Here is an 18,974-nt window from a genome sequence, read left to right on the forward strand (position 1 = left end):
CCCCGGGGGATGTGGGATGGAGGTCACCTTCGAGGCCCGAGGTCACGAGAACGTGACCGGACGTCATCGGAGTACGTTCGAAGTCACGAAAGACCCAGAGATCGGGACAACGGCTGACTGCATAATAGGTGTTCGCGCCGATATGGCCTGCGCCGACCTGCCGGAAAATTTCAAGCTGATGTTGCGGCGGGGAGCGAGAGTAGAAGTAATTCTGCGAGCCGGCGGTACGGAGGACAGGGTAATCGGCGTCGGACACCCGAAAATGACCCTACAAGACGGTAGGAGTATGGTGTTCCGGACGAGCGACTACGTCGACGATCGCACCGTGTTGATAAAATGCGACAAAGCGGCGAGGGACCTGAGTCGTGATTTGGTTCGGGCACTTAAGGACCCGAGGACCGTCCTGACTGTAGAGATGCGGGTACTCGATGTTCGTTAATGTTATCATAACGATTCCAAGCTGGCGGACCCGCCGGGATTTGAACCCGGGACCACGGGGTTAGAAGCCCCGCGCTCTGTCCAGGCTGAGCTGCGGGCCCTCTCCCAATCCGCCCTCTGAGGTTGTGGGTATAATAAGATTGCGGAGGTCACCGTCGCCTCCCGCCACCCCGGAACTCCGGCACGAACAGCCTGTACTTGTCCCGGGTCTCTCCTTTGAGCTCCACCAGAACGCGCTCTTTGATCATGTCTTTGGGGTGCATTCGGAGGCCCTTAACTCTCTCCTTGATATCATCCAAGGACTCGAAAGGTTCCTTCTCACGTTCCTCCAAGATACGCTCGAGCGTTTTCCGGCCTATCCCAGGAAGAAGCTCGAGCTGGTGCAACCTCGGGGTGATAGGCCTAGCCTCGTTGAAGAACCTGACGAAGTCCTTTTCGTTATCCTCGATGATCTTCTCGACGGCGTGGGGGAGTTCCTCACGGGCCGTCGCGGTGAGCTCATCGTACCGTAGTCGTCGGTTCACGTGGTGAATCTTGTCACGCTTACCACGGCCTACGTACACCTCTTCATGAAGCTCCAGGAATGCCCCTTCTTTGGGAGCTAGCTCTAGGAGCACGAAGAAGTCTTTCCCCACCGCCTGCGCCACGGGCTGTCGCTTATGAGGTGGCTCCTCCGCCCTGCCGTACGGTAAGAAGTCCAGTATCAGCGCATACTCTTCATAGGGCCGTTTCCCCTTCGGCTGCTTGTACAGTATCTCCACCATCGTTTACTCCTCCTCCACGATTCGTTCAGATACCTCCAAAATAGCGTGCACCACATCTTCATCGGCACGACGGAGGAGACGTTTTCCGGCAGACTCGAGTAGGATTTTGATCTCCTCCTCACTCCTGGGTTGAACCTCCAAGATCTTGTTGACGAGGACCTCCACCGTGCGCTCGTTGGTCGTGAGCTCACCGAGAATAGACCTGAGCTCTTCCCTCACTTCCTCCAGGTCCTCCGGCTCCAGCGATCCGAACTTCTTCAGGTACCGAACTGCCTCGCGCTGGTCGTAGGTTAGTTCCGGGTCCCGCTCCTTTAGGACCTTCTCTACCACTTTGCGGGCCTCGTGTACATTGGTCGGATTCCTCTCCCGGGCCCGAAGGGATATCGTGGGCAAGGCCGGAGACCCCTATCGTCGGAGCTCGGGCTGCTTCTGGGGCTTCAAATGCTCGGGGTACACGATTAGTTTCTTCTCCTTCCCTCCATCCCTGATCTTCACGATGTAAGCTCGGCCTTGGCGTCCCACGACCACTCCAGTTCTCCCGTGGTACCTCGGATGGGGCATACCTTTGTGGACGCTGGGATCGATTACGATGTGTACTTTCTGACCCTTCTCGAACTCTTGCATCATCGGACCCAACGGGGAAAGACCGCGCTCTCTGGGCTTCTTTCGGAGTTTTTTCCGTGTACGACTCCGGAAACCTTTGGACCTCCTCACCAACTCAAGTTCCCCCCAACTCGTACAATACGACAGCCAACGCAGCCAGCTCTCCGACGGGAGCGTCGACACCGACGGTGAGATCGGGATCTATATCGACCTCTTCGAGTAGCTCCACTGGGACTGTGAGCAGCACGTCTGACGGCTTTAATTTCTTGATCCCTCCATCTGCCGGGGGATCCAGCAGCGCTACCCGGCCGTTAACAACTTCCAGGGCATCGTCCAAGTCGTCGACCACCATCACCGGAACGCGTCTTCTCTCCTCGGGGTGTTCCAGCACTTGTGTGATACCGTCCAGGGCTGCGCGTGACTTCGGTTCCGAGTAAACGAGGAGCTTCGCTCCGAGGTTGCCCGCGATAAGGGCCACGTGGTTGACGCGGAAGTGACTGAAGGGGCGGTGGTATACCACGACGACCACACCTCAGCACCCCGAGAACGGGCAGGTGAGGATGGCATCTATGGCCGGTAGTCGCTCCCCGGCGAGCATTCTGAGCATCGCTCCGCCACCCGTGCTGACGTGATCTATGTGGTAGTAGGCACCACAGGCCTTCGCCGCCGCAATTATGTGGCCTCCTCCGATCACGGAGAAAGCGTCCGAATCGGCGATGGCGTTAAGGAGCTCGTACGTTCCCTTTTCGAATCCGGGTTCCTCGTACACGCCCATCGGCCCGTTAGCGACCACCATACCCGCTCTTTCGACTTCCTTGCAATACCGTTCGATCGTTCCGTTACCGATGTCGAACACGGGAGCGTCCGCCGGTAGTTCACCTACGTCTATCTCCTCGCGTTCCCCACCGCGGTTAAGAGCCACGTCTTCTGGTACGAGGATCACGTCGTCACCTTCCTCGAGGAGCTCCCGTGCTTCGTCCAAATAACCAGTGTAACCCTTCATATCCAGGAACTTCCGTGACGGCTTCCCTAGATCCACTCCGGAAGCCCAAAGGAAGAGGTTGCCTACGAGACCTCCAAGTAACACGCGACGTACGTTGTCCATCTCGATGGCTCGGCGTATGACCTTGATAGAGTCCTCGATCTTGGATCCACCGATCACGAAGACGCCATCTTCCATCTCCTCTCTGACCATGGTTTCGAGGACTTCGATCTCCCGTTCCATCACACGGCCGACGCAAGACGGGAGTCTTCGAGTGAACCCGACCAGTGAAGCATTCGAGCGATGGGCCGCGGCGAAGGCGTCGTTCACGAAAATGTCGAACAGCGGAGCCAGGTTCCGCACCAAATGTCGGCGTGCGTGCCACTCCGGGTCCCGGTTGATACGTTCCTCGGAATAGAACCTCACGTTTTCCAGCAAGATAACCTCACCGGGCTCCAACGACCGAATCTTCTTCTTCGCGGTGGGCCCAAACACGTCGGGCACGTACTCGAAGTTGTCGAGTTCTTCGGACATGATTTCCGCGTGTGGTTCCAGTGTCGTGAAGTCGTCCTCACCCGGTCTTCCTTGGTGTGCCAGAATGGCCACTCGAGCGTCGTGTTCCGTCAACTCCTTGATCGTCCTGAGATGTCTTCTAATACGTTCATCATCCTTAATTTTACCATTAATAACCGTAGAATTTATATCAATTCGTAACAGAACCCACTTATTTTCAAACTCGAAATCGTCCATAGTAGATATATCTTCGTACATCGGTGTTCGCCCCTAATCTTTTATTGTATTTTAGCGTGCCGTTCCCACATATCTGATTCATCAACTCCTAATTCCTCAGCGAGCTGAGCCGCAAATCCGTCCAAGAACGATAACATTAACATCTCCGAGAATGTGCGAAGAATTATCTCTTCTGGTTCCGGAAGGACGACTACAACATCCGCCTTTTCAGCTATTTTCGAGTCCGCATTCATAGTTACTGCAAGCACATCTGCACCTTCATCCTTCGCCACATTCGCCGCGTAATTGACGAACGCAGTGTTGCCAGAAACGCTCAGTGCGATGAGGAGATCATCGGATTTTATCGCCCGCTCCGTGCTGTGACCGACCACGTAGCACCGGGCACCCATCTGCACGAGCCTGACGGCGAAGCACTCACCGATGAGCCCAGTTCTACCCATCCCTACGATGAATATGCCATTGTCATTCCGTATCTTCTCCACAACTAGATCCAAAGCTTTCTTAACATCTTCTTCGGGTAGATTATTATACGCATACTCTATTACTTCAGCCTCCCTCTGCATGATTTTACGTATACGATCCAACTCCCATCATCCCCTACTCTAAGCCGGAGATGAGGTCTAATAGCGCCTCCTTAGGGTCGTCCGCTAACACTACTCCAGAAGCTACCAAGACGCCATCAGCACCCAATTCCAGGGCGGCACGCACATCGGATCTGTCAGTGATCCCGGCCCCGCACAATACGGCCGTCTCCTCCGAGACCTCCTTTACGACCTCGACCGATCGTTCAACTACTTCGGGGTCAGCCTTCGACACCGGGGTCCCAGTACCGATGAGCTCCGGCGGTTCCACGGCCACCGCGTGGGGCGAGAGAGCCCCAGCCGCACGGGCAGCGAGCGCGTCGCTCGCACAGACGATCGTGATGAGACCCTCGTTCATGCACGCGCGGCAGACGTCCTTAAGATCCTCCAGCAGCATCCGACGTTCTGAATGGTTCAGAAGCGTCCCATCGGCGCCTGCTTCAACCACCATCTCGGGAGTTACATGCCCAGTCCTCCCGCCGGGCTCAGCTGCGTCAACCGCCTGCGCTAGGACTGTGACTTCACCGCCCACCTCCCTAACCACGTCGCGCAAGTCGACGTGAGGAGGACAGATCCCGACCTCGACTCCGGTTTCTTCCGACACTTCAGCGGCTACTCGAGCCAGTCGTAGTGCGTTCTCACCGATCGCCTCCGAGTACGCCTTGAAATTCACGATAACGGAAGGTACACGCAACATCTCACCCCCTACGACCTCCCGACGATGATCCTATCTACCTTGTCCCCGGGGAATACGCCGCATTCAACTACGCCGGGGACGGAGTTCAACTCGCGTTCTAGCTTGGCGGGATCCCAGTCATCCACGTGCAGGTCGACGATGGGGTTGCCCGAGTCCGAAACCACGGGCCCGTATTTTCCATCACACGTTCTCGGTCTGACCTCACCGAACTTCTCCAGCGCCCGAACTGTTAACTCGTAGCAATCGCGAAGTACCTCCACGGGTACCGGAAGCTCCCAGAGGTTCTCGACTATCTTCGACTCGTCCACGACGACCCAGAATTCGTCAGCGGTGTAATCTATCGCCTTCTCCAACGAGTGGCAGGCCCCTCCTCCTTTCAGCAGGTTACCATCGGGATCCACGGCGTCAGCCCCGTCGATAGCGACTGGGAGCTCTTCGGGCGGTATTGTAGTCACGTTCAGTCCGATGCGGCGACAAGCATCGATCGTCCCGGGTATCGTGGTGAACACCAGTACGTCGGCTCCTCTCTTCACCAGCTCTTCGAGGAAAGCCTCGATTGTGGTGCCGGCACCGACCCCGATCACCTCGAACCCGCGTCGGCAGACTTCTTCTGCGGCTTTCCTGGCCGCATCCCGTTTGCCGCTCAAAACCGAACCCCCGAGGATTTCTTAATCCGGCGCGTGGGCCCTCACGCGCGGGTACTTGGGCGATGCCCGATAAAATCCTCGTGATAGGCGCGGGGCCCAACCGCATCGGGCAGGGTATCGAATTCGACTATTGCACAGTTCACGCCGTGTGGGCGATCCAGGAAGAGGGCTACAAGGCGATCATAGTGAACAACAACCCGGAAACGGTTTCCACGGACTACGATACCTCTGACAAACTGTACTTCGAGCCGATAACACTCGAAGACGTGTTGAACGTCATCGAAAAGGAACGACCCGTCGGCGTACTGACGCAGTTCGGGGGACAAACTTCTGTCAACCTAACCGTGCCACTCGCGGAACGTGGTGTCCGTGTTCTCGGCACCGATCCCGACGACGTCGACCGACTCGAGGATCGGGACAGGTTCTCGAAGCTCCTGAAGAAGCTCGGTATCCCGCAGCCCGAGAGCGGAACCGCCAACGACCCAGAAGAAGCCGTTGAGATAGCGGAAGACATCGGTTATCCGGTCCTTGTGCGCCCATCGTACGTGATAGGTGGCCGAGCCATGGAGATAGTGTACGATGAGGAGGACCTCCGTAGGTACATCGAGGAGGCCGCCAAGGTATCCCCAGAGCACCCGATCTTGATAGATCGGTTCATCGAGGGTGGCATAGAGTGTGAGATCGACGGTGCACGGGATGAGGCTGGGAACGTGCTCATCCCCGGGATCATGGAGCACATTGAGGAGGCTGGTGTGCACTCCGGTGACTCCGCCTGTGTCGTACCACCACAGACGCTCCCGGAGCACGCGCAGGAAACCATCCTCGAGTACGCTGAGGACATCTCCGAGGAAGCTAACGTGATAGGGCTTATTAACATCCAGTTCGTCTACGATCCTGAAGAGGACGAGGTTTACGTTATCGAAGCCAACCCGCGCGCCAGTCGAACGGTGCCTTTCATCAGCAAGGCTGTTGGGGTACCGCTCGCCAAAATCGGAACCAAAGCCATCCTCGGATATGAGATCCCTGAGATCTTGGACGAGATGGGAATAGAGCCTCCGGACGGTGATCCCGGAATTGTAGCCGTCAAAGAGGCCGTATTCTCCTTCGAGAAGTGGCCAGGAGTGGATCCTGTGTTGGGTCCCGAGATGAAGGCTACGGGGGAGGTTATGGGGATCGACAAGACGTTCGGTGCCGCCTACTGGAAGGCTCAACTAGCGGCAGGACACGAGCTTCCTCTCGAAGGTACTGCAGTCATATCGGTTGCCGACCGGGACAAGCCCGACATCGTCTCGATCGCTCGAAAGCTCCATCGGTTAGGGTTCGATCTGCTCGCGACTCGTGGTACCGCATCGCACCTGCGCGAGCACGGGATCGAGTGCGAAGTGGTGAGGAAAGTATCGGAAGGTAGTCCAAACATAGTCGATCTCATCCGCGAAGGTGAAATCGACCTGATTATCAACACCCCGACGAAAGGGAAGGACGCTCGCCGCGATGGGTACGCCATCCGTCGGGCGGCTGTGAAGTTCAAGGTTCCATACATCACTACGATCGCGGCAGCAAAGGCGACTGTTGAGGCGATAGAACTGGTGAAAGAGGAGGGAATCACCGTCAACTGCCTTCAGGACATCCACAAGGGTGATTGGACACCTTGCGAGATGAAACCCGAAGAGTTAACTCGCTATGGAGGATGATGGGGGAGAGAAGTGTTGATAGTCCTCGTCACGTCGGAAGGCGTCAAGCTGGGTCGGCGTCTCGCAGAGGAGCTCGACACGGAGCTGGCGCCGGTCGAGGAGGACAGGTTCCCCGACGGTGAGCAGATTGTAAGGATCCCTCCGGAGCTCGACGGGACGGTCGTCGTCGTACACTCGATGAGCCCACCCCAGGACGAGAACCTTGTGAAGGCTATAATCACTCTCGACGCTGCTCGGGAGAGCGGGGCCGAGGAAGTAATCGCCGTCGTCCCTTACCTGGCATATTCCAGACAAGATCGTAGATTCGAACCCGGAGAGCCCATCTCGTTCCGCGCCGTCGCTAAGGCAGTGTCCGCGAACGCTGACGCTCTGATAACCGTCGACCTCCACGAGCCGGACACGCTGGAATACTTTGATGTACCTGCCGAAAACGTCAGCGCGGCTAAGGAGCTGGGCAAGTACCTGGCAAAAAGGTTCGAGGGAGAAGATCTCGTAGTCATCGGACCGGACGAAGGGGCCCGAGAACTGGCTCGCGAAGTCGCCTCGGTATGTGATGCAGAATACGATCATCTGGAGAAGAAGCGGCTTAGTGGGGATAAGGTCGAGATTTATCCAAAGGAGCTGGACGTCGACGGGCGGACGGTGGTACTGGTCGATGATATGATCGACACCGGAGGGACCATGATCGAAGCCGCCCGAGCGCTTCTCGATCAAGGTGCCGGAACACTCTACGCTGCGTGCACCCATGCGCTCCTCACCAGGAACGCCGCCACTAGGCTTTTGGCTTCGGGATTCGAGGATATCATAGCCACCGACACCGTCCCAAACCCGTTCGAGAAAGTGAGTGCGGCCCCACCGGTAGCCGAGGCTGTTGAGAATCTCATCGGGTGAGGCCCGGGAGAAATACTTAAAACCCAGCTTCATACTTGCACAGTGGGAGAAGCGCCGGGGCGGCCGAGCCCGGTCTAAGGCGCGGGACTGCTAATCCCGTGGCCCGTAACGGGCCGCCCGGGTTCAAATCCCGGCCCCGGCGCCAATCCGAAATCGTTATAAAACCAATAACGATCTACGGCGACGAGGGGGACGCCCGTTGACCGAACTACAGGTCGGAGACCATGCCCGATACGTGCGGACCGGAACGGTGGGTAAAGTGGTCGATGTTAAGGAGCGTGAGGATGGTCGGTGGATTCAGCTCGACTCAACGGGACTGTACTACCACGAGGACTACGTCGAGAAGGTGGAAAAGAAGGAGTCGAAGGAGAAGGAAAAGGCCGACATCGAGGAAGTCGTGGAGAGGATTAAGGAACTCAAGGAAGCGTTCGAACACGTCGACGAGCGGGTTTGCGAAGGAGGTGGTTGACTACCTTCTCGGTCGGATTTTCGACTCGTCCACTAAAACGTACTTGCCCACCGCCAGCACGGAGCTCCACGGAACCTCCACGACGTCGGCCTTCACCTGCTGAGCGTATTCCTTCGACGGCTGCACTAGCAACGCTTTGATGCACTTATCTTTCCAGGCCAACTCCACCTCCATGACGATACCTAAGTCGTGACCGCGGTTGGTGATCACGTGTCGCTGCAGCAGTTCCGAAACCCTCATCTCGTTTTTAGCACCTGAAGCCCCCGGGCCTGCTCCTCTCTCGGGCAACTCCGAAGCACCCCTTCCACCTTCCGGAGATCGTGCCACGTGTTGACGTTGTAAGCCAACCGTGGCTCGTCCAGCAAGAGTTTGAACTCATCGGTTTTCCGCAGGTCTCCTACTACATTTAATCCTACGACCACTGCCCGGACGTTCCCCACAATTGACTCAAATCTCCGCCATAGGCTCAATCCGGCCTTCACGATCAAGCTTTGTGGAACCCAGACAGAGAGCGAAGGCTCCGGAACGGCTGCCCACACGGCGATAACAAAGTCCACGATGTCCGCGGCTAGACACGGCAAATCCGCGGTAACTGTCAGTGCCGGCGTCCCTACGTTCTCTAGTGCGAACCTTAAGTCATGGATGTACCCGCGTCCCGGGGTGATTACGACCTCGGTTCCCGAACGCTTCGCGATGGATCGGGTAACCCTCGCGTCCCGCGATACCGCCACAATGATCTCCTTCACGCAAGAGCAATCCTGAAGTGCCTCGAGCACCCACACTAGCAGCGGTTTACCCGCAACTTCTACGGCCGGCTTCTCCACTCCACCCATGCGCTTCGCCCGGCCGCCGGCCATCACCAGGGCAGGGAGCTTAGGCAAACGGCGTTCAGGACCCGTGACGCCCATATCGATGCACCCAAGAAATCACCGTTCACGCCTCTTACGGTACGGCGTGCTGCCTCCAGACAGGCCCAAGCGACAACCGCCGAGCAGACCGCACATGTTAGGGTGGCTACGGGTGAAAACGGCAATGACACGACCGTTGACAGAAGCCCCCCCAACAGAACCTGCTCAGCGTCCACGTACTCCGTGAACACCCTACCGGAGTAGCTAGTAGGCGCGGGCTCACCAACCGCCGCTATCGAGAGCACGGTGAAACGTGAGAACACTTCGATGGGTACCAACACCTCGAAAGGTACCCACCCGAACGACGTGACTGCCAAGAAGAGTGTCATAGACCCCACCGCTAAGCCTCCCACTCCCACTCTCGGATCACGCATCGCCTTCGCGGTACCTTCTTTGGAGGTTACGCCCGCCATCAGCGCGTCACCCACATCTACGATGCCATCGAAGTGCTGCGCCCCCTCAAGCGCGAGCAGTGTCAAGACCACCAAGCAACCTCTAACCGGAGTCCCGACGAAGGCCCACGCCACGATTCCTGCCAGCAACCCACTAACGAGCCCGACCGCGGGAAGCCCCAACCATGCTTGCTCACCGATCTCACGCGGACTTTTCGGGTGTTCGCCGATCGGGAGGACGGTCAGGAACCTGAAAACTTTCAGGAACTCCATCCGAATCACCCCGGGCGGAACGCGACGGTCATGGCACCGGCGATTAGACCTGCGAGGACGTCGTCCAGCATAACCCATCTCTCGTCGACTTCCTTCAGGATCCCGGGCTTCTCCTCGTCGTACCGTTTGAAATTGAACAGCGCCCCGTAGCCCCCCAACTCCATAGCCACGAACTGGCCTAGGACCTCATCGAAGTAAATCCAACCCGGATCCTCCTGCAATTCACCGCACTCCTTCGGGTAAGAGCCTAGTCTCACAAATCTGTCGACGAGTAACGCCGTGAACACGGCCAGAGCCACGTTCGGATTCTCCAGACCCCGCTCGAGTTCCTCTAGGACTCTGGAAGCGTATTCCTCCTCCCACTCACTTACAAACAACTCCCGGCCGGCCTCAACGAGGTCATCCAGTTCGATCCCTTCCTCTTCAAGGATCGTTTTTATCGAGCGTGTCGGGGAATAACCCGTGCGCTCCCCCGCGGTGACCACAGCTTCCTCGACCGCGCTCATCAGGCGCCGACCGAGCTCCGTCGCGGGTCCACAGAAAGAGTCCAGCTCGTCTCCCTGTGGACACAAGACGGCGACGGAGTCCGTAGTCGTCCCTAAGCAAGGTCCTTCGTTACCTAGAACTATGCGCAGGACCCCATGGCATTTCGCCTCCACAGCCCACGCCAGGGCCTCGACCAGGGAGCGTGTGGTCAGGGGTCGCCCTACCACGACGACCACGTTCACGGTCCCTGGTCCTCCTAAGTCGTGCTCTTTAGTCTTAGAGCAGTAGGCGTTACCGAACCCGGCGGTCGCGACGGCGAAGACGTCACCCTTTTGAACCATAGCGGCTTGCTCGACGTCGGCGGCCGTCAGGAACGCCAGCGTGTCCTCGGGTTCGAGTCCCAGTTCATGAAGTCTCTCCTCAATGTAACCCCAAGGATCATCGTGCGACCAGCCTTTCTCGACCCGGATGTTGGCCACCCACTTCACCTCTCCCACACCGTCCGAGTAGAATGCGCTCGAAACGTATTTCACGGGGCTCTCGAACTCGAGCACTACCGCCCGCTCGTCCTTGATCACGTGAAAGAACTCCACAAACACTCCCCCAGGGAGTGATACCGTGGCCGAGACTAAGAGGCCGGCTGGTAAGGAGTACACAACCATATCTGAAGTCTCCGGACCACTGATGGTAGTCGAGGGCGTCGAAGGCGCGAAGTACGGTGAAGTAGTCGAAGTGGAGACTCCCACCGGTGAAGTCCGACGAGGTCAAGTTCTGGAAGCCCGTAAGGACGCCGCCGTCGTGCAAGTCTTCGAAGGTACTTCGGGTCTCGACGCCACCTCGACGAAGGTCAGGTTCACGGGAGAGACGCTGAGGACCCCTGTGTCGACCGACCTACTGGGACGCATCCTAAACGGCCGTGGTGAACCCATTGACGGCGGTCCCGAGATAGTGCCGGAGAACGAGCTCGACATCCACGGGGCTCCGATCAACCCGGCCGCCAGGAAGTACCCGAGCGACTTCATTCAAACGGGTATCTCGGCTATTGACGGTATGAACACCCTAGTACGCGGTCAGAAGCTTCCGATCTTCTCTGGCTCCGGTCTTCCGCATAACGAGTTAGCGGCTCAGATCGCACGCCAGGCAACCGTTCCAGGTGAAGAGGAGGAGTTCGCTGTAGTGTTCGCGGCTATGGGTATCACGCACGAGGAGGCTGCGTTCTTCAGGCGAGAGTTCGAGGAGACCGGTGCCCTGGACCGTGCCGTGCTCATCCTCAACCTAGCCGACGACCCGTCGATGGAGCGAATCATTACCCCACGCATCGCACTGACGATAGCCGAATATCTGGCATTCGAGAACGACATGCACGTTCTGGTGATCCTGACGGACATGACGAACTACTGTGAGGCCCTGCGTGAGATTTCGGCGGCTCGTGAGGAAGTTCCGGGCCGGCGTGGCTACCCAGGGTACATGTACACGGACTTAGCGACCATCTACGAGAGAGCCGGATGCATCCGTGGTCGGAAGGGTTCTATCACTCAGATGCCGATCCTCACTATGCCTCACGACGACATCACGCATCCGATTCCGGACCTAACGGGATACATCACCGAGGGCCAGATAGTCCTCAGTAGAGACTTACACCGGCGCGGTATCTACCCACCGATCGACGTGCTACCCTCGCTGTCGCGTCTTATGGATGAAGGTATCGGTAAGGGTAAGACGCGCGAGGATCACCCGGATCTCTCCAACCAACTGTACGCGGCGTACGCCGAGGGTCGCGACCTGCGCGACCTAGTAGCGGTAGTAGGTGAAGAGGCGCTGACGGAGCGGGACCGCAAGTTCCTGAAGTTCGCGGACGAGTTCGAGCAGCGGTTCGTGAAGCAAGGCCGCGATGAGAACCGGAGTATCGAAGAAACTCTCGACCTGGGATGGGAGCTACTGGCGATCCTACCGGAGCGTGAGCTCAAAAGAGTCAGCGATGAGCTGATCGAGAAGTACCACCCGAAGTACAGGCAGGAGAAGGAGGAACAGGGAGAGTAGTGTAAGGATCCCCCGCCACATTTCCACTCAAACCCACCTAGGTGGGGGATACCCGTGACTCAGGAGATCCTAGAGGACGTCAATCCTACCAGGATGGAATTACTGAAACTCCAGGACAGAATCGAACTGGCGAAGAAGGGCCACAAGCTACTCAAGGAGAAGCGAGACGCCCTCATCATGGAGTTCTTCGAGATGGTGAAACGCGCCTCCGAGATCAGGGAGCGAGCCGTCGAGAAGTTGATGGAGGCGTACAGCAAGTTGGCTGCTTCCAAGGTGACCTTAGGTGAGATCGGAGTGGAGCGCGCCTCTATGGCCACAGGCGAGGAGATCAAGGTAGATATAGGATCAAGGAACGTGATGGGTGTAGTTGTACCGATCATCGAGCGCGTAAGCGAAGATGGCGGTTCGAAGGTTGTCTATGGCTTCGCCGACACGTCCGGCGCACTCGATGAGGCGATGCGAGCCTTCACGGAGGCTATCGACGCCGTGCTGGAGCTGGCCGAAATCGAGGAAACCCTACGTCTCATGGCCGAGGAAATCGAACGCACTAAGCGCAGGGTGAACGCGTTAGAACATATAGTCATCCCGCGCCTCGAGAACACCGAGAAGTACATCGAGATGAAACTCGACGAGCAGGAGAGGGAGAACTTCGTACGGCTGAAGCGTGTGAAGGACTTGATCGAACGGAAGAAGTTGAGAGAGGAACTCGAGCAGGTCGTCGAAGAAGAGATCGAATTCCCATCCTTCGAGTGAGGTGTGGGTGAGTAGAGAATGGTCTTCGTCAGCGTCGCCAAGAGGAAAGTCACTGAACGTGTCCGCCGGCGCCGCGAGCCATACGACTTCAAAACCGATACGTTCGAGGGGCGGTTTAAGCCACTGATAGCGGCCGAGGATGTGACCGTCGAAGAAGGTGAGGACGTCATTATTAAGGTAGAACCGATTGAAATTCCACCTCATACAATGGTACTACTGTCACCGTACGCCCGGAATCCCTACGGCCACGTTCTAGCCGTAGCCGAGGAGTTTCCCAAAATGATGGAACTGGGTCGGAAGGTGGAACAAGTGTACTTCGTCGCCGTAAGACACGGTCGAATTCGTAAGGGTGACGTGCTGGGAGTGCTCATACTGATCGAGTTGAAAGGTGAAGAGTGATGCGCGGCGAGTCGCGCCTCGACAGGTACGTGATCAAGGAAATACTCCGAATCAACCGACACCTACCTCGACGTCGTAAGACCCTTGAAGAGCTGTTGAGGGAAGAGAGACCGCACGTTGTTAACCGGGACGGTACCAAGCACTACTTTGACCGGGATGAGCTGGAACGCCTCGCCGACGTATTACCACGGTATCTTCACGGCCGCCTCAAGCTCCCGATACTCATCGAGCTTGGATACTCGGGAGCAGCGGTGATCCGTGGTAAGGCGGAAGTTCGGGTAGTGTGTGAGGTGCTCGGTGAGGAGTGGCGGTTTTCCCAAGATCGAGTGGAGCTGAACATGTTCGAAGTTCGAAAGCTCCGCCGCGAATTCCCTACAGCTACCCAGTACATGTTCAGCTCCGAGCATATCGTGGGGAGGCCGAAAGTTGAGAGAAGAAGATAAGCGGAGGTTGATGGTGGCTCTCGTTCGAGTTGCCCCTATCGTGGCAACGGTAACCCTAATCGTGGGTTTTACGGTATTCGTGATACTGGTACTGACAGGGCACTCCGGAACCGTAACCCGTTAAACTCTTTCGAAACTGGAGTCGCCGGAAGGTCGCCCTACAACACCTAAAACCTAAAGATGACCTCCTCCCCGGAAGCTATTGCCACTGCATGTACTAACGTCATATGGGGGAGAACCGTATGGCCGTGGAGTTACCCAAGGCTGCCATCGAAAGGATCTTCCGGCAGGGTATTGGTGAGAGACGCCTGAGCCAGGATGCGAAGGAGACCATCTACGACTTCGTCCCAGCAATGGCGGAGTACGTAGCCAACGCGGCTAAGTCTGTATTAGATGCCTCCGGTAAGAAGACGCTGATGGAGGAGCACCTGAAGGCGCTGGCCGACGTCCTCATGGTGGAAGATGTGGAGGACTACGACGGTGAGCTGTTCGGCCGAGCGACGGTGCGCCGCATCCTAAAGCGAGCTGGGATTGAGAGAGCTAGTTCGGACGCCGTCGACCTGTACAACAAGTTGATCTGCCGTGCCACGGAGGAGCTGGGTGAGACGGCCGCTGAGTACGCGGACGAAGACGGCAGGAAGACCGTGCAGGGAGAAGACGTCGAAAAGGCCATCACATACTCTATGCCCAAAGGTGGGAAATTCTAAGCCTTTCTTCCCCCGACCGAATTGTTATAAGAACTTGAACGATTCGCGCTGTGGCTTATCCCCAAAAGAAACGCCGTATTTCCCTGGCCTTCCGTTCTCCTATCCCTTTGACGCGTTTCAGCTCAGATGGACTAGCGTTCACGACGTCACCTATGGATCCGAACTCGTCCAACAGTCTCCGAGCCAGCTCCGGTCCAACTCCTGGGACACACGACAACATCTCAACCCGGAGATCCTCGGTCGATCTACGCTTCCGTGGCCTCGGCCTCTGTCGCTCTTCGAACCTTCTAGCCATCCGATAGAGCAGCTCCGCGGTTTCCTCCGGTCCCGAAGACTGAAGCACGGAGATTCCGAAATCGACGGCGAGCGTCGCCAGCGCTCCATCAACGGACTCCGGCTCGATCTCCTTCCTCGGGTTCCCCTCCACGATAATTACGGCACGGTCAAACTCTCGGGCCATCTCTTGAGCCTGATCCATTAACCTACCGTCCAGGAGAGACCGGGCGAAATCGGATTCAGACTTGCGCTCTACTCCGACGCCCTCACCTACAATGTAGTCAGCTAGCTCTAACGTGTCTCTCTCGAGGATCACGGGCTTTCTCCTGAGGTGTTCCACAACCTTGGTGTTGATCTCACGCGAATCCACTACGATGACGGGAGCCCTGCTCGGTGGACGTACTTCATCGCGTTCATGTTTGCTACGACCACCGCCCACGAATTGATCGAGCGTCCTCGCCCTCGAACGCAACTTTTCTGGGTTTTTGCTCGCAGCAGCCATCTTCCTTTTTCTCCTCCGCAACCATTCCCGCACGCGCATCACTGCCTCCAACATCTTCTTCTCACGACGCCTTGCTACGTGAAAGTAGATCTCGTCCAAAGTAGGGAAAGAACCTCTAGCGACGAGAACGTGAGCGTTACCCACGGCACCATCCCTCGCAGTACGTCCGATCCGCTGGATCGTCCTTATCTCCGAGGGAACCGGCTCGTACAGCACCACCTCCTCGCAGGTCGGAAGGTCCAGTCCCTCCTCCCCTACGCTCGTCGACACGAGAACGCGACATTCTCTCCGTCTGATCGATTCTATGGCATCCAGCTGCTCGCGCTCCTTCATGTGTTCCTTGCCGAGCAACACCACGACTGACATTCCGCTCTCCTTGAGGTAATCTGCGATCAGCTTGGCTGTATCCACGTACTGTGTGAATACCAGAGCGGACTCGACGTCTTCCACTAACTCCTCAACTTCGGGCAGTTTCGGGTGATCCGGTTCGTCTCGGAGTGACGCCGATTTGCACTCCCGTACGGCGCGCTGGAAGTTCGGATCTCCGAGTATCCTCCGTAGCGAGGAACCGCCGCTAGATCGTTTGCGTTCCGTGAGGCGCTCGACGTACCGTAGGAAAGGTCCGATTCCTTGGGTTTCCAGGATCTCCCTCGCCCTAGCTATCCGAAGGGCTTCCGCTACGACTCCAAGAGCCCGTGAGCACCAACTGGCGCGCTCTCGGCGCTTCGCCATCTGCTCCCTGATCTCCTCCCTGAGCGATAGCAGCTTCCCAACCCACGCGTTACGCGAGGATCGTAGGAATCCCATGTCCTCTAGCAACTCCAACCTGCGCTCGAAAGCTCGCTGCAGCTCCCGTCTAGCGTTGTCGAACCATTCCGGTAGTTCGACGTCAACCCACTCAACTTTCACTCTTCCTAAGTACTTTTTAACATCTGGATCCTTCTCTGTTTTAACTATAATACGTTCTATCCCAAGGTTTTGCACTACCTCTTTTATACGTTTCACATCCGATCCTGGTGACGCTGTAAGGCCAACTTTCAGGCAATTAAACTCCTTTGATACATACACGTATGGGTAACCTCCGACCGCTCTATGCGCCTCATCAAATACTACTATGGACGCCTCATCGGGGTTAATTCTACCTTCTATAATGTCATTACGGATTACATGCGGTGTTGCAACAATTACGTCAGACTTCTTCCACTCGACTTTCCTTCGTTCAGGTCGCACCTTACCCGTGAGTGCTTTCACGTCCAATCCTCGTGTGACTCGCTCTATGAATCGGGCGTGTTGATTCACTAGCGGCACGGTGGGGGCCAAGAACACGGCCCGACCTTCGTCCACGAGTTCCGAGAGTACCATTACACCGATCGCGGTCTTACCAAGGCCAGTGGGTATCACCACCAGGGTGTTGTCCCTTGAATCGAGAATCTCAGCTGCAACCGACACCTGGTACTCACGATACTCCAGGACGTCCCAGTTCACCCGTCTCCATTCAGGCATTCTCGGATCACCTCCTCGGCCCGACGCCGGAACTCCCGGACTGCCTTTTCCGGATCCTCCACGGAAGATACTATCTCACGGCGCAGTTCACTGAGCTTGCGCCCTAGTTCCTGGGTAGCCGCGCCTGTCTCGGAGAGACGACGCATCAGCTCTCCCATGACCCGACGTGTGCGCACGTCGACTTCATTCACGGAGGAGGCATCGGCGCGCCGACGTCTCTTTTTAGGCTTCTCGACGCGTAGACCCGACTCGACGAACTCGAGAACTTCATCGGAAACCCGAGAGTCGTCTAAAACCAAGGTCGCACGCTCCCACCACCGATCCGGCTCGGGTGGTTCGAACTTCTCATAGATCCTACGAACGACCTCCTCCGGGATAGGTTCGCCTCGCTCGCGGTTCCTACGTAGGCATGTGTCTAGGTCGACACGAAGGTATACTATTCCCCATGGAACCCTCCTCTCCATAGCCAGGAGAGCCAACTCACGCCGCATGCTGGAATAGTAATTAGTATCGTCCGCTACCACCAGGTCTAGCTCAGCGTCCAGACACGTTTCAACGGACTTCAAAAAGAGTTTCCGGGCCACCTGCTCGAGCTTCGGGTCGAACTCGTCCCATAGGAATCCGCGTAGAGTGTCCGCCTCCACATGTGCCACTCGCCAGCCTTCCTGCCGGAGTTCCCGAGCTAGCCCCTGTGCGAAACACGTTTTACCTGAGCCGGGCGGGCCGGTGAGTATCAGCAGTCGCAACCGCTGTGACTCCCCCAGGGGGTCTGATGATGGGCATCTCGGAGAAACTCGGGCTTTCGAAGGGTCAGCGGTACGTCTTCTTCGGCGGTAAAGGAGGAGTAGGAAAAACAACCTGTGCCGCGGCCACTGCCGTGTGGTTATCCGAGGAGGAAGGTAAGGAAGTACTAGTAGTCTCAACAGACCCGGCGCACTCGCTTTCGGATATTTTCGATCAGGACATCGGTTCGGAACCTACCCAGATCGAGGGTGTAGAGGGACTCAAGGCGATCGAAATCGATCCGGAGAAAGCCGCGGAAGAGTATGTAGAGGTAATGAAGCGAGTGTACGAGATGTCGAAGGATAAAGGAATGGAGGATATGTTCGGAGGCGAAGATCTGCTCAAAGAGCAAGAGGAACTGCTAAAATCATCGCCGGGTATCGACGAGGCGGCGGCGTTCCAGAAGTTCATGGAACTGATGAAGTATGACTCGTACGACGTGATCGTGTTCGATACCGCCCCCACGGGTCACACTCTGAGGTTCCTCTCGTTACCCGAGACGTTGGAACGCCAGGTGAAGACGATGATCAAAGTTAGACGGACCCTGCGTCAAGTCAGCAAGATGCTGAAGGCGTTGATACCGTTCGCCGACTCGGATGAGGACGAGGAAGACGAGATCCTGGAAAACCTAGAGAAAATGAAGAAGGAGGTAGAGGAAATACGAGAGACGCTAAGCGACGCATCGCTGACGGCCTTCCGGCTGGTGATGACACCTGAAGAGATGGCAATTTACGAGGCACACCGTGCCCTACGTACGCTTAACCACTACGAGATTCCCGTCGATATGGTCATCGTGAACAAGGTAATGCCGAAACGAGCGGACGAGTGCGAGTTCTGTCGCACTCGTCGTAAGATGGAAGAGAAGCGTCTCGAGCTGGTGGAGAAGTACTTCGGAGACAAGGAAATACTTCAGATTCCGATGTTCGCGGAAGAGGTGCGCGGTCTGGAGAAGATCCGTCAAGTCGCTGAGATACTGTACGGTGAGCCGGCCTGAGG

25 protein-coding genes and 2 tRNA genes are annotated in these 18,974 nt (G+C 57.0%); 12 read left to right on the plus strand and 15 right to left on the minus strand.

The genetic code is table 11. From position 1 onward, the window contains the following. Window positions 1-16: 16 nt before the first annotated feature. A complete protein-coding gene (locus tag BW921_RS01560; RefSeq protein ID WP_148688280.1) occupies window positions 17-439 on the plus strand; it encodes a DUF371 domain-containing protein in 423 nt (140 codons plus the stop codon). Window positions 440-461: 22 nt separating this feature from the next. Here the strand turns inward: BW921_RS01560 and BW921_RS01565 are convergent. The 9 genes from BW921_RS01565 to rpiA all read right to left on the minus strand — a co-directional run bounded on the left by BW921_RS01565 (window position 462) and on the right by rpiA (window position 5,462). Continuing rightward, window positions 462-539: transfer RNA gene (locus tag BW921_RS01565), tRNA-Arg, on the minus strand. A 48-nt stretch (window positions 540-587) separates the two neighbouring features. Further along, a complete protein-coding gene (locus BW921_RS01570; RefSeq protein ID WP_148688281.1) occupies window positions 588-1,202 on the minus strand; it encodes a DUF655 domain-containing protein in 615 nt (204 codons plus the stop codon). Window positions 1,203-1,205: 3 nt separating this feature from the next. Continuing rightward, window positions 1,206-1,595, minus strand: coding sequence for a hypothetical protein (locus tag BW921_RS01575; protein ID WP_148688282.1), 390 nt, complete (start codon window positions 1,593-1,595; stop codon window positions 1,206-1,208). Window positions 1,596-1,607: 12 nt separating this feature from the next. Then, window positions 1,608-1,919 carry a 50S ribosomal protein L21e gene (locus BW921_RS01580; protein ID WP_148688283.1) on the minus strand — a complete coding sequence of 104 codons (312 nt, stop codon included), beginning with the start codon at window positions 1,917-1,919 and terminating at the stop codon, window positions 1,608-1,610. A gap of 1 nt (window position 1,920) precedes the next feature. Further along, window positions 1,921-2,334, minus strand: a complete 414-nt coding sequence (locus BW921_RS01585; RefSeq protein ID WP_148688284.1) for a RecB-family nuclease — start codon at window positions 2,332-2,334, stop codon at window positions 1,921-1,923. Window positions 2,335-2,337: 3 nt separating this feature from the next. After that, the gene (locus BW921_RS01590; protein WP_148688285.1) at window positions 2,338-3,558 is read right to left on the minus strand and encodes a phosphoglycerate kinase; all 1,221 of its coding nucleotides are present in this window, start codon (window positions 3,556-3,558) and stop codon (window positions 2,338-2,340) included. 20 nt (window positions 3,559-3,578) lie between these two features. Further along, window positions 3,579-4,121, minus strand: a complete 543-nt coding sequence (locus BW921_RS01595; RefSeq protein ID WP_148688286.1) for an SIS domain-containing protein — start codon at window positions 4,119-4,121, stop codon at window positions 3,579-3,581. A gap of 13 nt (window positions 4,122-4,134) precedes the next feature. Then, window positions 4,135-4,815 (minus strand): triose-phosphate isomerase, encoded by a 681-nt coding sequence (tpiA, locus tag BW921_RS01600; RefSeq protein ID WP_148688287.1) that lies wholly within the window; start codon window positions 4,813-4,815, stop codon window positions 4,135-4,137. An 8-nt stretch (window positions 4,816-4,823) separates the two neighbouring features. Beyond that, window positions 4,824-5,462, minus strand: a complete 639-nt coding sequence (gene rpiA, locus BW921_RS01605; protein WP_168168636.1) for a ribose 5-phosphate isomerase A — start codon at window positions 5,460-5,462, stop codon at window positions 4,824-4,826. A 62-nt stretch (window positions 5,463-5,524) separates the two neighbouring features. On the opposite strand from rpiA, the gene carB reads away from it, so the two are divergent. The 4 genes from carB (at window position 5,525) to BW921_RS01625 (ending at window position 8,513) form a co-directional block, all read left to right on the plus strand. Beyond that, window positions 5,525-7,153 (plus strand): carbamoyl-phosphate synthase large subunit, encoded by a 1,629-nt coding sequence (gene carB, locus BW921_RS01610; RefSeq protein WP_148688289.1) that lies wholly within the window; start codon window positions 5,525-5,527, stop codon window positions 7,151-7,153. A 15-nt stretch (window positions 7,154-7,168) separates the two neighbouring features. After that, window positions 7,169-8,044 carry a ribose-phosphate diphosphokinase gene (locus BW921_RS01615; RefSeq protein WP_168168637.1) on the plus strand — a complete coding sequence of 292 codons (876 nt, stop codon included), beginning with the start codon at window positions 7,169-7,171 and terminating at the stop codon, window positions 8,042-8,044. 53 nt (window positions 8,045-8,097) lie between these two features. Next, window positions 8,098-8,189 (plus strand) — tRNA-Ser (locus BW921_RS01620). A gap of 54 nt (window positions 8,190-8,243) precedes the next feature. Further along, entirely contained in the window at window positions 8,244-8,513 is a 270-nt protein-coding gene (locus tag BW921_RS01625) for a DUF2098 domain-containing protein (RefSeq protein ID WP_168168638.1), read from the plus strand. Here the strand turns inward: BW921_RS01625 and BW921_RS01630 are convergent, their stop codons facing one another. From BW921_RS01630 to cbiS, 4 genes are read right to left on the minus strand one after another with little or no spacing between them, the layout of a single operon-like run. Next, entirely contained in the window at window positions 8,514-8,801 is a 288-nt protein-coding gene (locus BW921_RS01630; RefSeq protein WP_148688292.1) for a PRC-barrel domain-containing protein, read from the minus strand. Next, a complete protein-coding gene (locus tag BW921_RS01635) occupies window positions 8,750-9,394 on the minus strand; it encodes an NTP transferase domain-containing protein (RefSeq protein ID WP_168168639.1) in 645 nt (214 codons plus the stop codon). The genes BW921_RS01630 and BW921_RS01635 overlap by 52 nt, the downstream gene beginning before the upstream one ends. Continuing rightward, the gene (locus tag BW921_RS01640; RefSeq protein ID WP_168168640.1) at window positions 9,370-10,086 is read right to left on the minus strand and encodes an adenosylcobinamide-GDP ribazoletransferase; all 717 of its coding nucleotides are present in this window, start codon (window positions 10,084-10,086) and stop codon (window positions 9,370-9,372) included. Before BW921_RS01640 ends, BW921_RS01635 begins: the two co-directional genes overlap by 25 nt. 5 nt (window positions 10,087-10,091) lie before the next feature. Next, window positions 10,092-11,165: a multifunctional adenosylcobinamide hydrolase CbiS gene (gene cbiS, locus BW921_RS01645; RefSeq protein ID WP_148688295.1), complete on the minus strand. Its 1,074-nt coding sequence runs from the start codon at window positions 11,163-11,165 to the stop codon at window positions 10,092-10,094. Window positions 11,166-11,190: 25 nt separating this feature from the next. Here cbiS and BW921_RS01650 point away from each other — a divergent pair, with 25 nt between their 5' ends. From BW921_RS01650 to BW921_RS01670, 6 genes are all read left to right on the plus strand, one after another. Next, window positions 11,191-12,612, plus strand: coding sequence for an ATP synthase subunit B (locus tag BW921_RS01650; protein WP_210400483.1), 1,422 nt, complete (start codon window positions 11,191-11,193; stop codon window positions 12,610-12,612). A gap of 54 nt (window positions 12,613-12,666) precedes the next feature. Next, window positions 12,667-13,365, plus strand: a complete 699-nt coding sequence (locus BW921_RS01655) for a V-type ATP synthase subunit D (RefSeq protein ID WP_088334922.1) — start codon at window positions 12,667-12,669, stop codon at window positions 13,363-13,365. An 18-nt stretch (window positions 13,366-13,383) separates the two neighbouring features. Beyond that, complete coding sequence (locus BW921_RS01660; protein ID WP_148688296.1) at window positions 13,384-13,764, plus strand: DUF22 domain-containing protein; 381 nt, start codon at window positions 13,384-13,386, stop codon at window positions 13,762-13,764. Next, the gene (locus BW921_RS01665; RefSeq protein WP_148688297.1) at window positions 13,764-14,207 is read left to right on the plus strand and encodes a DUF61 family protein; all 444 of its coding nucleotides are present in this window, start codon (window positions 13,764-13,766) and stop codon (window positions 14,205-14,207) included. The genes BW921_RS01660 and BW921_RS01665 overlap by 1 nt, the downstream gene beginning before the upstream one ends. Continuing rightward, window positions 14,191-14,331 (plus strand): hypothetical protein, encoded by a 141-nt coding sequence (locus tag BW921_RS07750; protein WP_157665822.1) that lies wholly within the window; start codon window positions 14,191-14,193, stop codon window positions 14,329-14,331. The genes BW921_RS01665 and BW921_RS07750 overlap by 17 nt, the downstream gene beginning before the upstream one ends. Window positions 14,332-14,449: 118 nt before the next feature. After that, entirely contained in the window at window positions 14,450-14,914 is a 465-nt protein-coding gene (locus BW921_RS01670) for a histone-like protein (protein WP_168168641.1), read from the plus strand. 55 nt (window positions 14,915-14,969) lie between these two features. On the opposite strand, the gene BW921_RS01675 is transcribed toward BW921_RS01670, so the two are convergent. Both BW921_RS01675 and pstK read right to left on the minus strand, forming a co-directional pair. Next, window positions 14,970-17,195, minus strand: coding sequence for a DEAD/DEAH box helicase (locus BW921_RS01675; RefSeq protein ID WP_148688298.1), 2,226 nt, complete (start codon window positions 17,193-17,195; stop codon window positions 14,970-14,972). Beyond that, the gene (pstK, locus tag BW921_RS01680) at window positions 17,174-17,941 is read right to left on the minus strand and encodes an L-seryl-tRNA(Sec) kinase (protein WP_168168642.1); all 768 of its coding nucleotides are present in this window, start codon (window positions 17,939-17,941) and stop codon (window positions 17,174-17,176) included. The genes BW921_RS01675 and pstK overlap by 22 nt, the downstream gene beginning before the upstream one ends. A gap of 29 nt (window positions 17,942-17,970) precedes the next feature. Here pstK and BW921_RS01685 point away from each other — a divergent pair, with 29 nt between their 5' ends. Next, the gene (locus tag BW921_RS01685) at window positions 17,971-18,972 is read left to right on the plus strand and encodes a TRC40/GET3/ArsA family transport-energizing ATPase (RefSeq protein ID WP_148688300.1); all 1,002 of its coding nucleotides are present in this window, start codon (window positions 17,971-17,973) and stop codon (window positions 18,970-18,972) included. The last annotated feature ends 2 nt before the right edge of the window (window positions 18,973-18,974 follow it).

It is taken from the genome of Methanopyrus sp. SNP6 (assembly GCF_002201895.1).
GTDB lineage: Archaea > JAADCQ01 > Methanopyri > Methanopyrales > Methanopyraceae > Methanopyrus.

Coding starts and splice junctions, on each gene's coding strand:
- BW921_RS01560 (WP_148688280.1), top strand. CDS start 17: ATGGAGGTCACCTTCGAGGCCCGAGGTCACGAGAACGTGACCGGACGT.
- BW921_RS01570 (WP_148688281.1), bottom strand. CDS start 1,202: ATGGTGGAGATACTGTACAAGCAGCCGAAGGGGAAACGGCCCTATGAA.
- BW921_RS01590 (WP_148688285.1), bottom strand. CDS start 3,558: ATGTACGAAGATATATCTACTATGGACGATTTCGAGTTTGAAAATAAG.
- tpiA (WP_148688287.1), bottom strand. CDS start 4,815: ATGTTGCGTGTACCTTCCGTTATCGTGAATTTCAAGGCGTACTCGGAG.
- carB (WP_148688289.1), top strand. CDS start 5,525: ATGCCCGATAAAATCCTCGTGATAGGCGCGGGGCCCAACCGCATCGGG.
- BW921_RS01640 (WP_168168640.1), bottom strand. CDS start 10,086: ATGGAGTTCCTGAAAGTTTTCAGGTTCCTGACCGTCCTCCCGATCGGC.
- BW921_RS01660 (WP_148688296.1), top strand. CDS start 13,384: ATGGTCTTCGTCAGCGTCGCCAAGAGGAAAGTCACTGAACGTGTCCGC.
- BW921_RS01665 (WP_148688297.1), top strand. CDS start 13,764: ATGCGCGGCGAGTCGCGCCTCGACAGGTACGTGATCAAGGAAATACTC.
- BW921_RS01670 (WP_168168641.1), top strand. CDS start 14,450: ATGGCCGTGGAGTTACCCAAGGCTGCCATCGAAAGGATCTTCCGGCAG.
- BW921_RS01675 (WP_148688298.1), bottom strand. CDS start 17,195: ATGCCTGAATGGAGACGGGTGAACTGGGACGTCCTGGAGTATCGTGAG.
- BW921_RS01685 (WP_148688300.1), top strand. CDS start 17,971: ATGGGCATCTCGGAGAAACTCGGGCTTTCGAAGGGTCAGCGGTACGTC.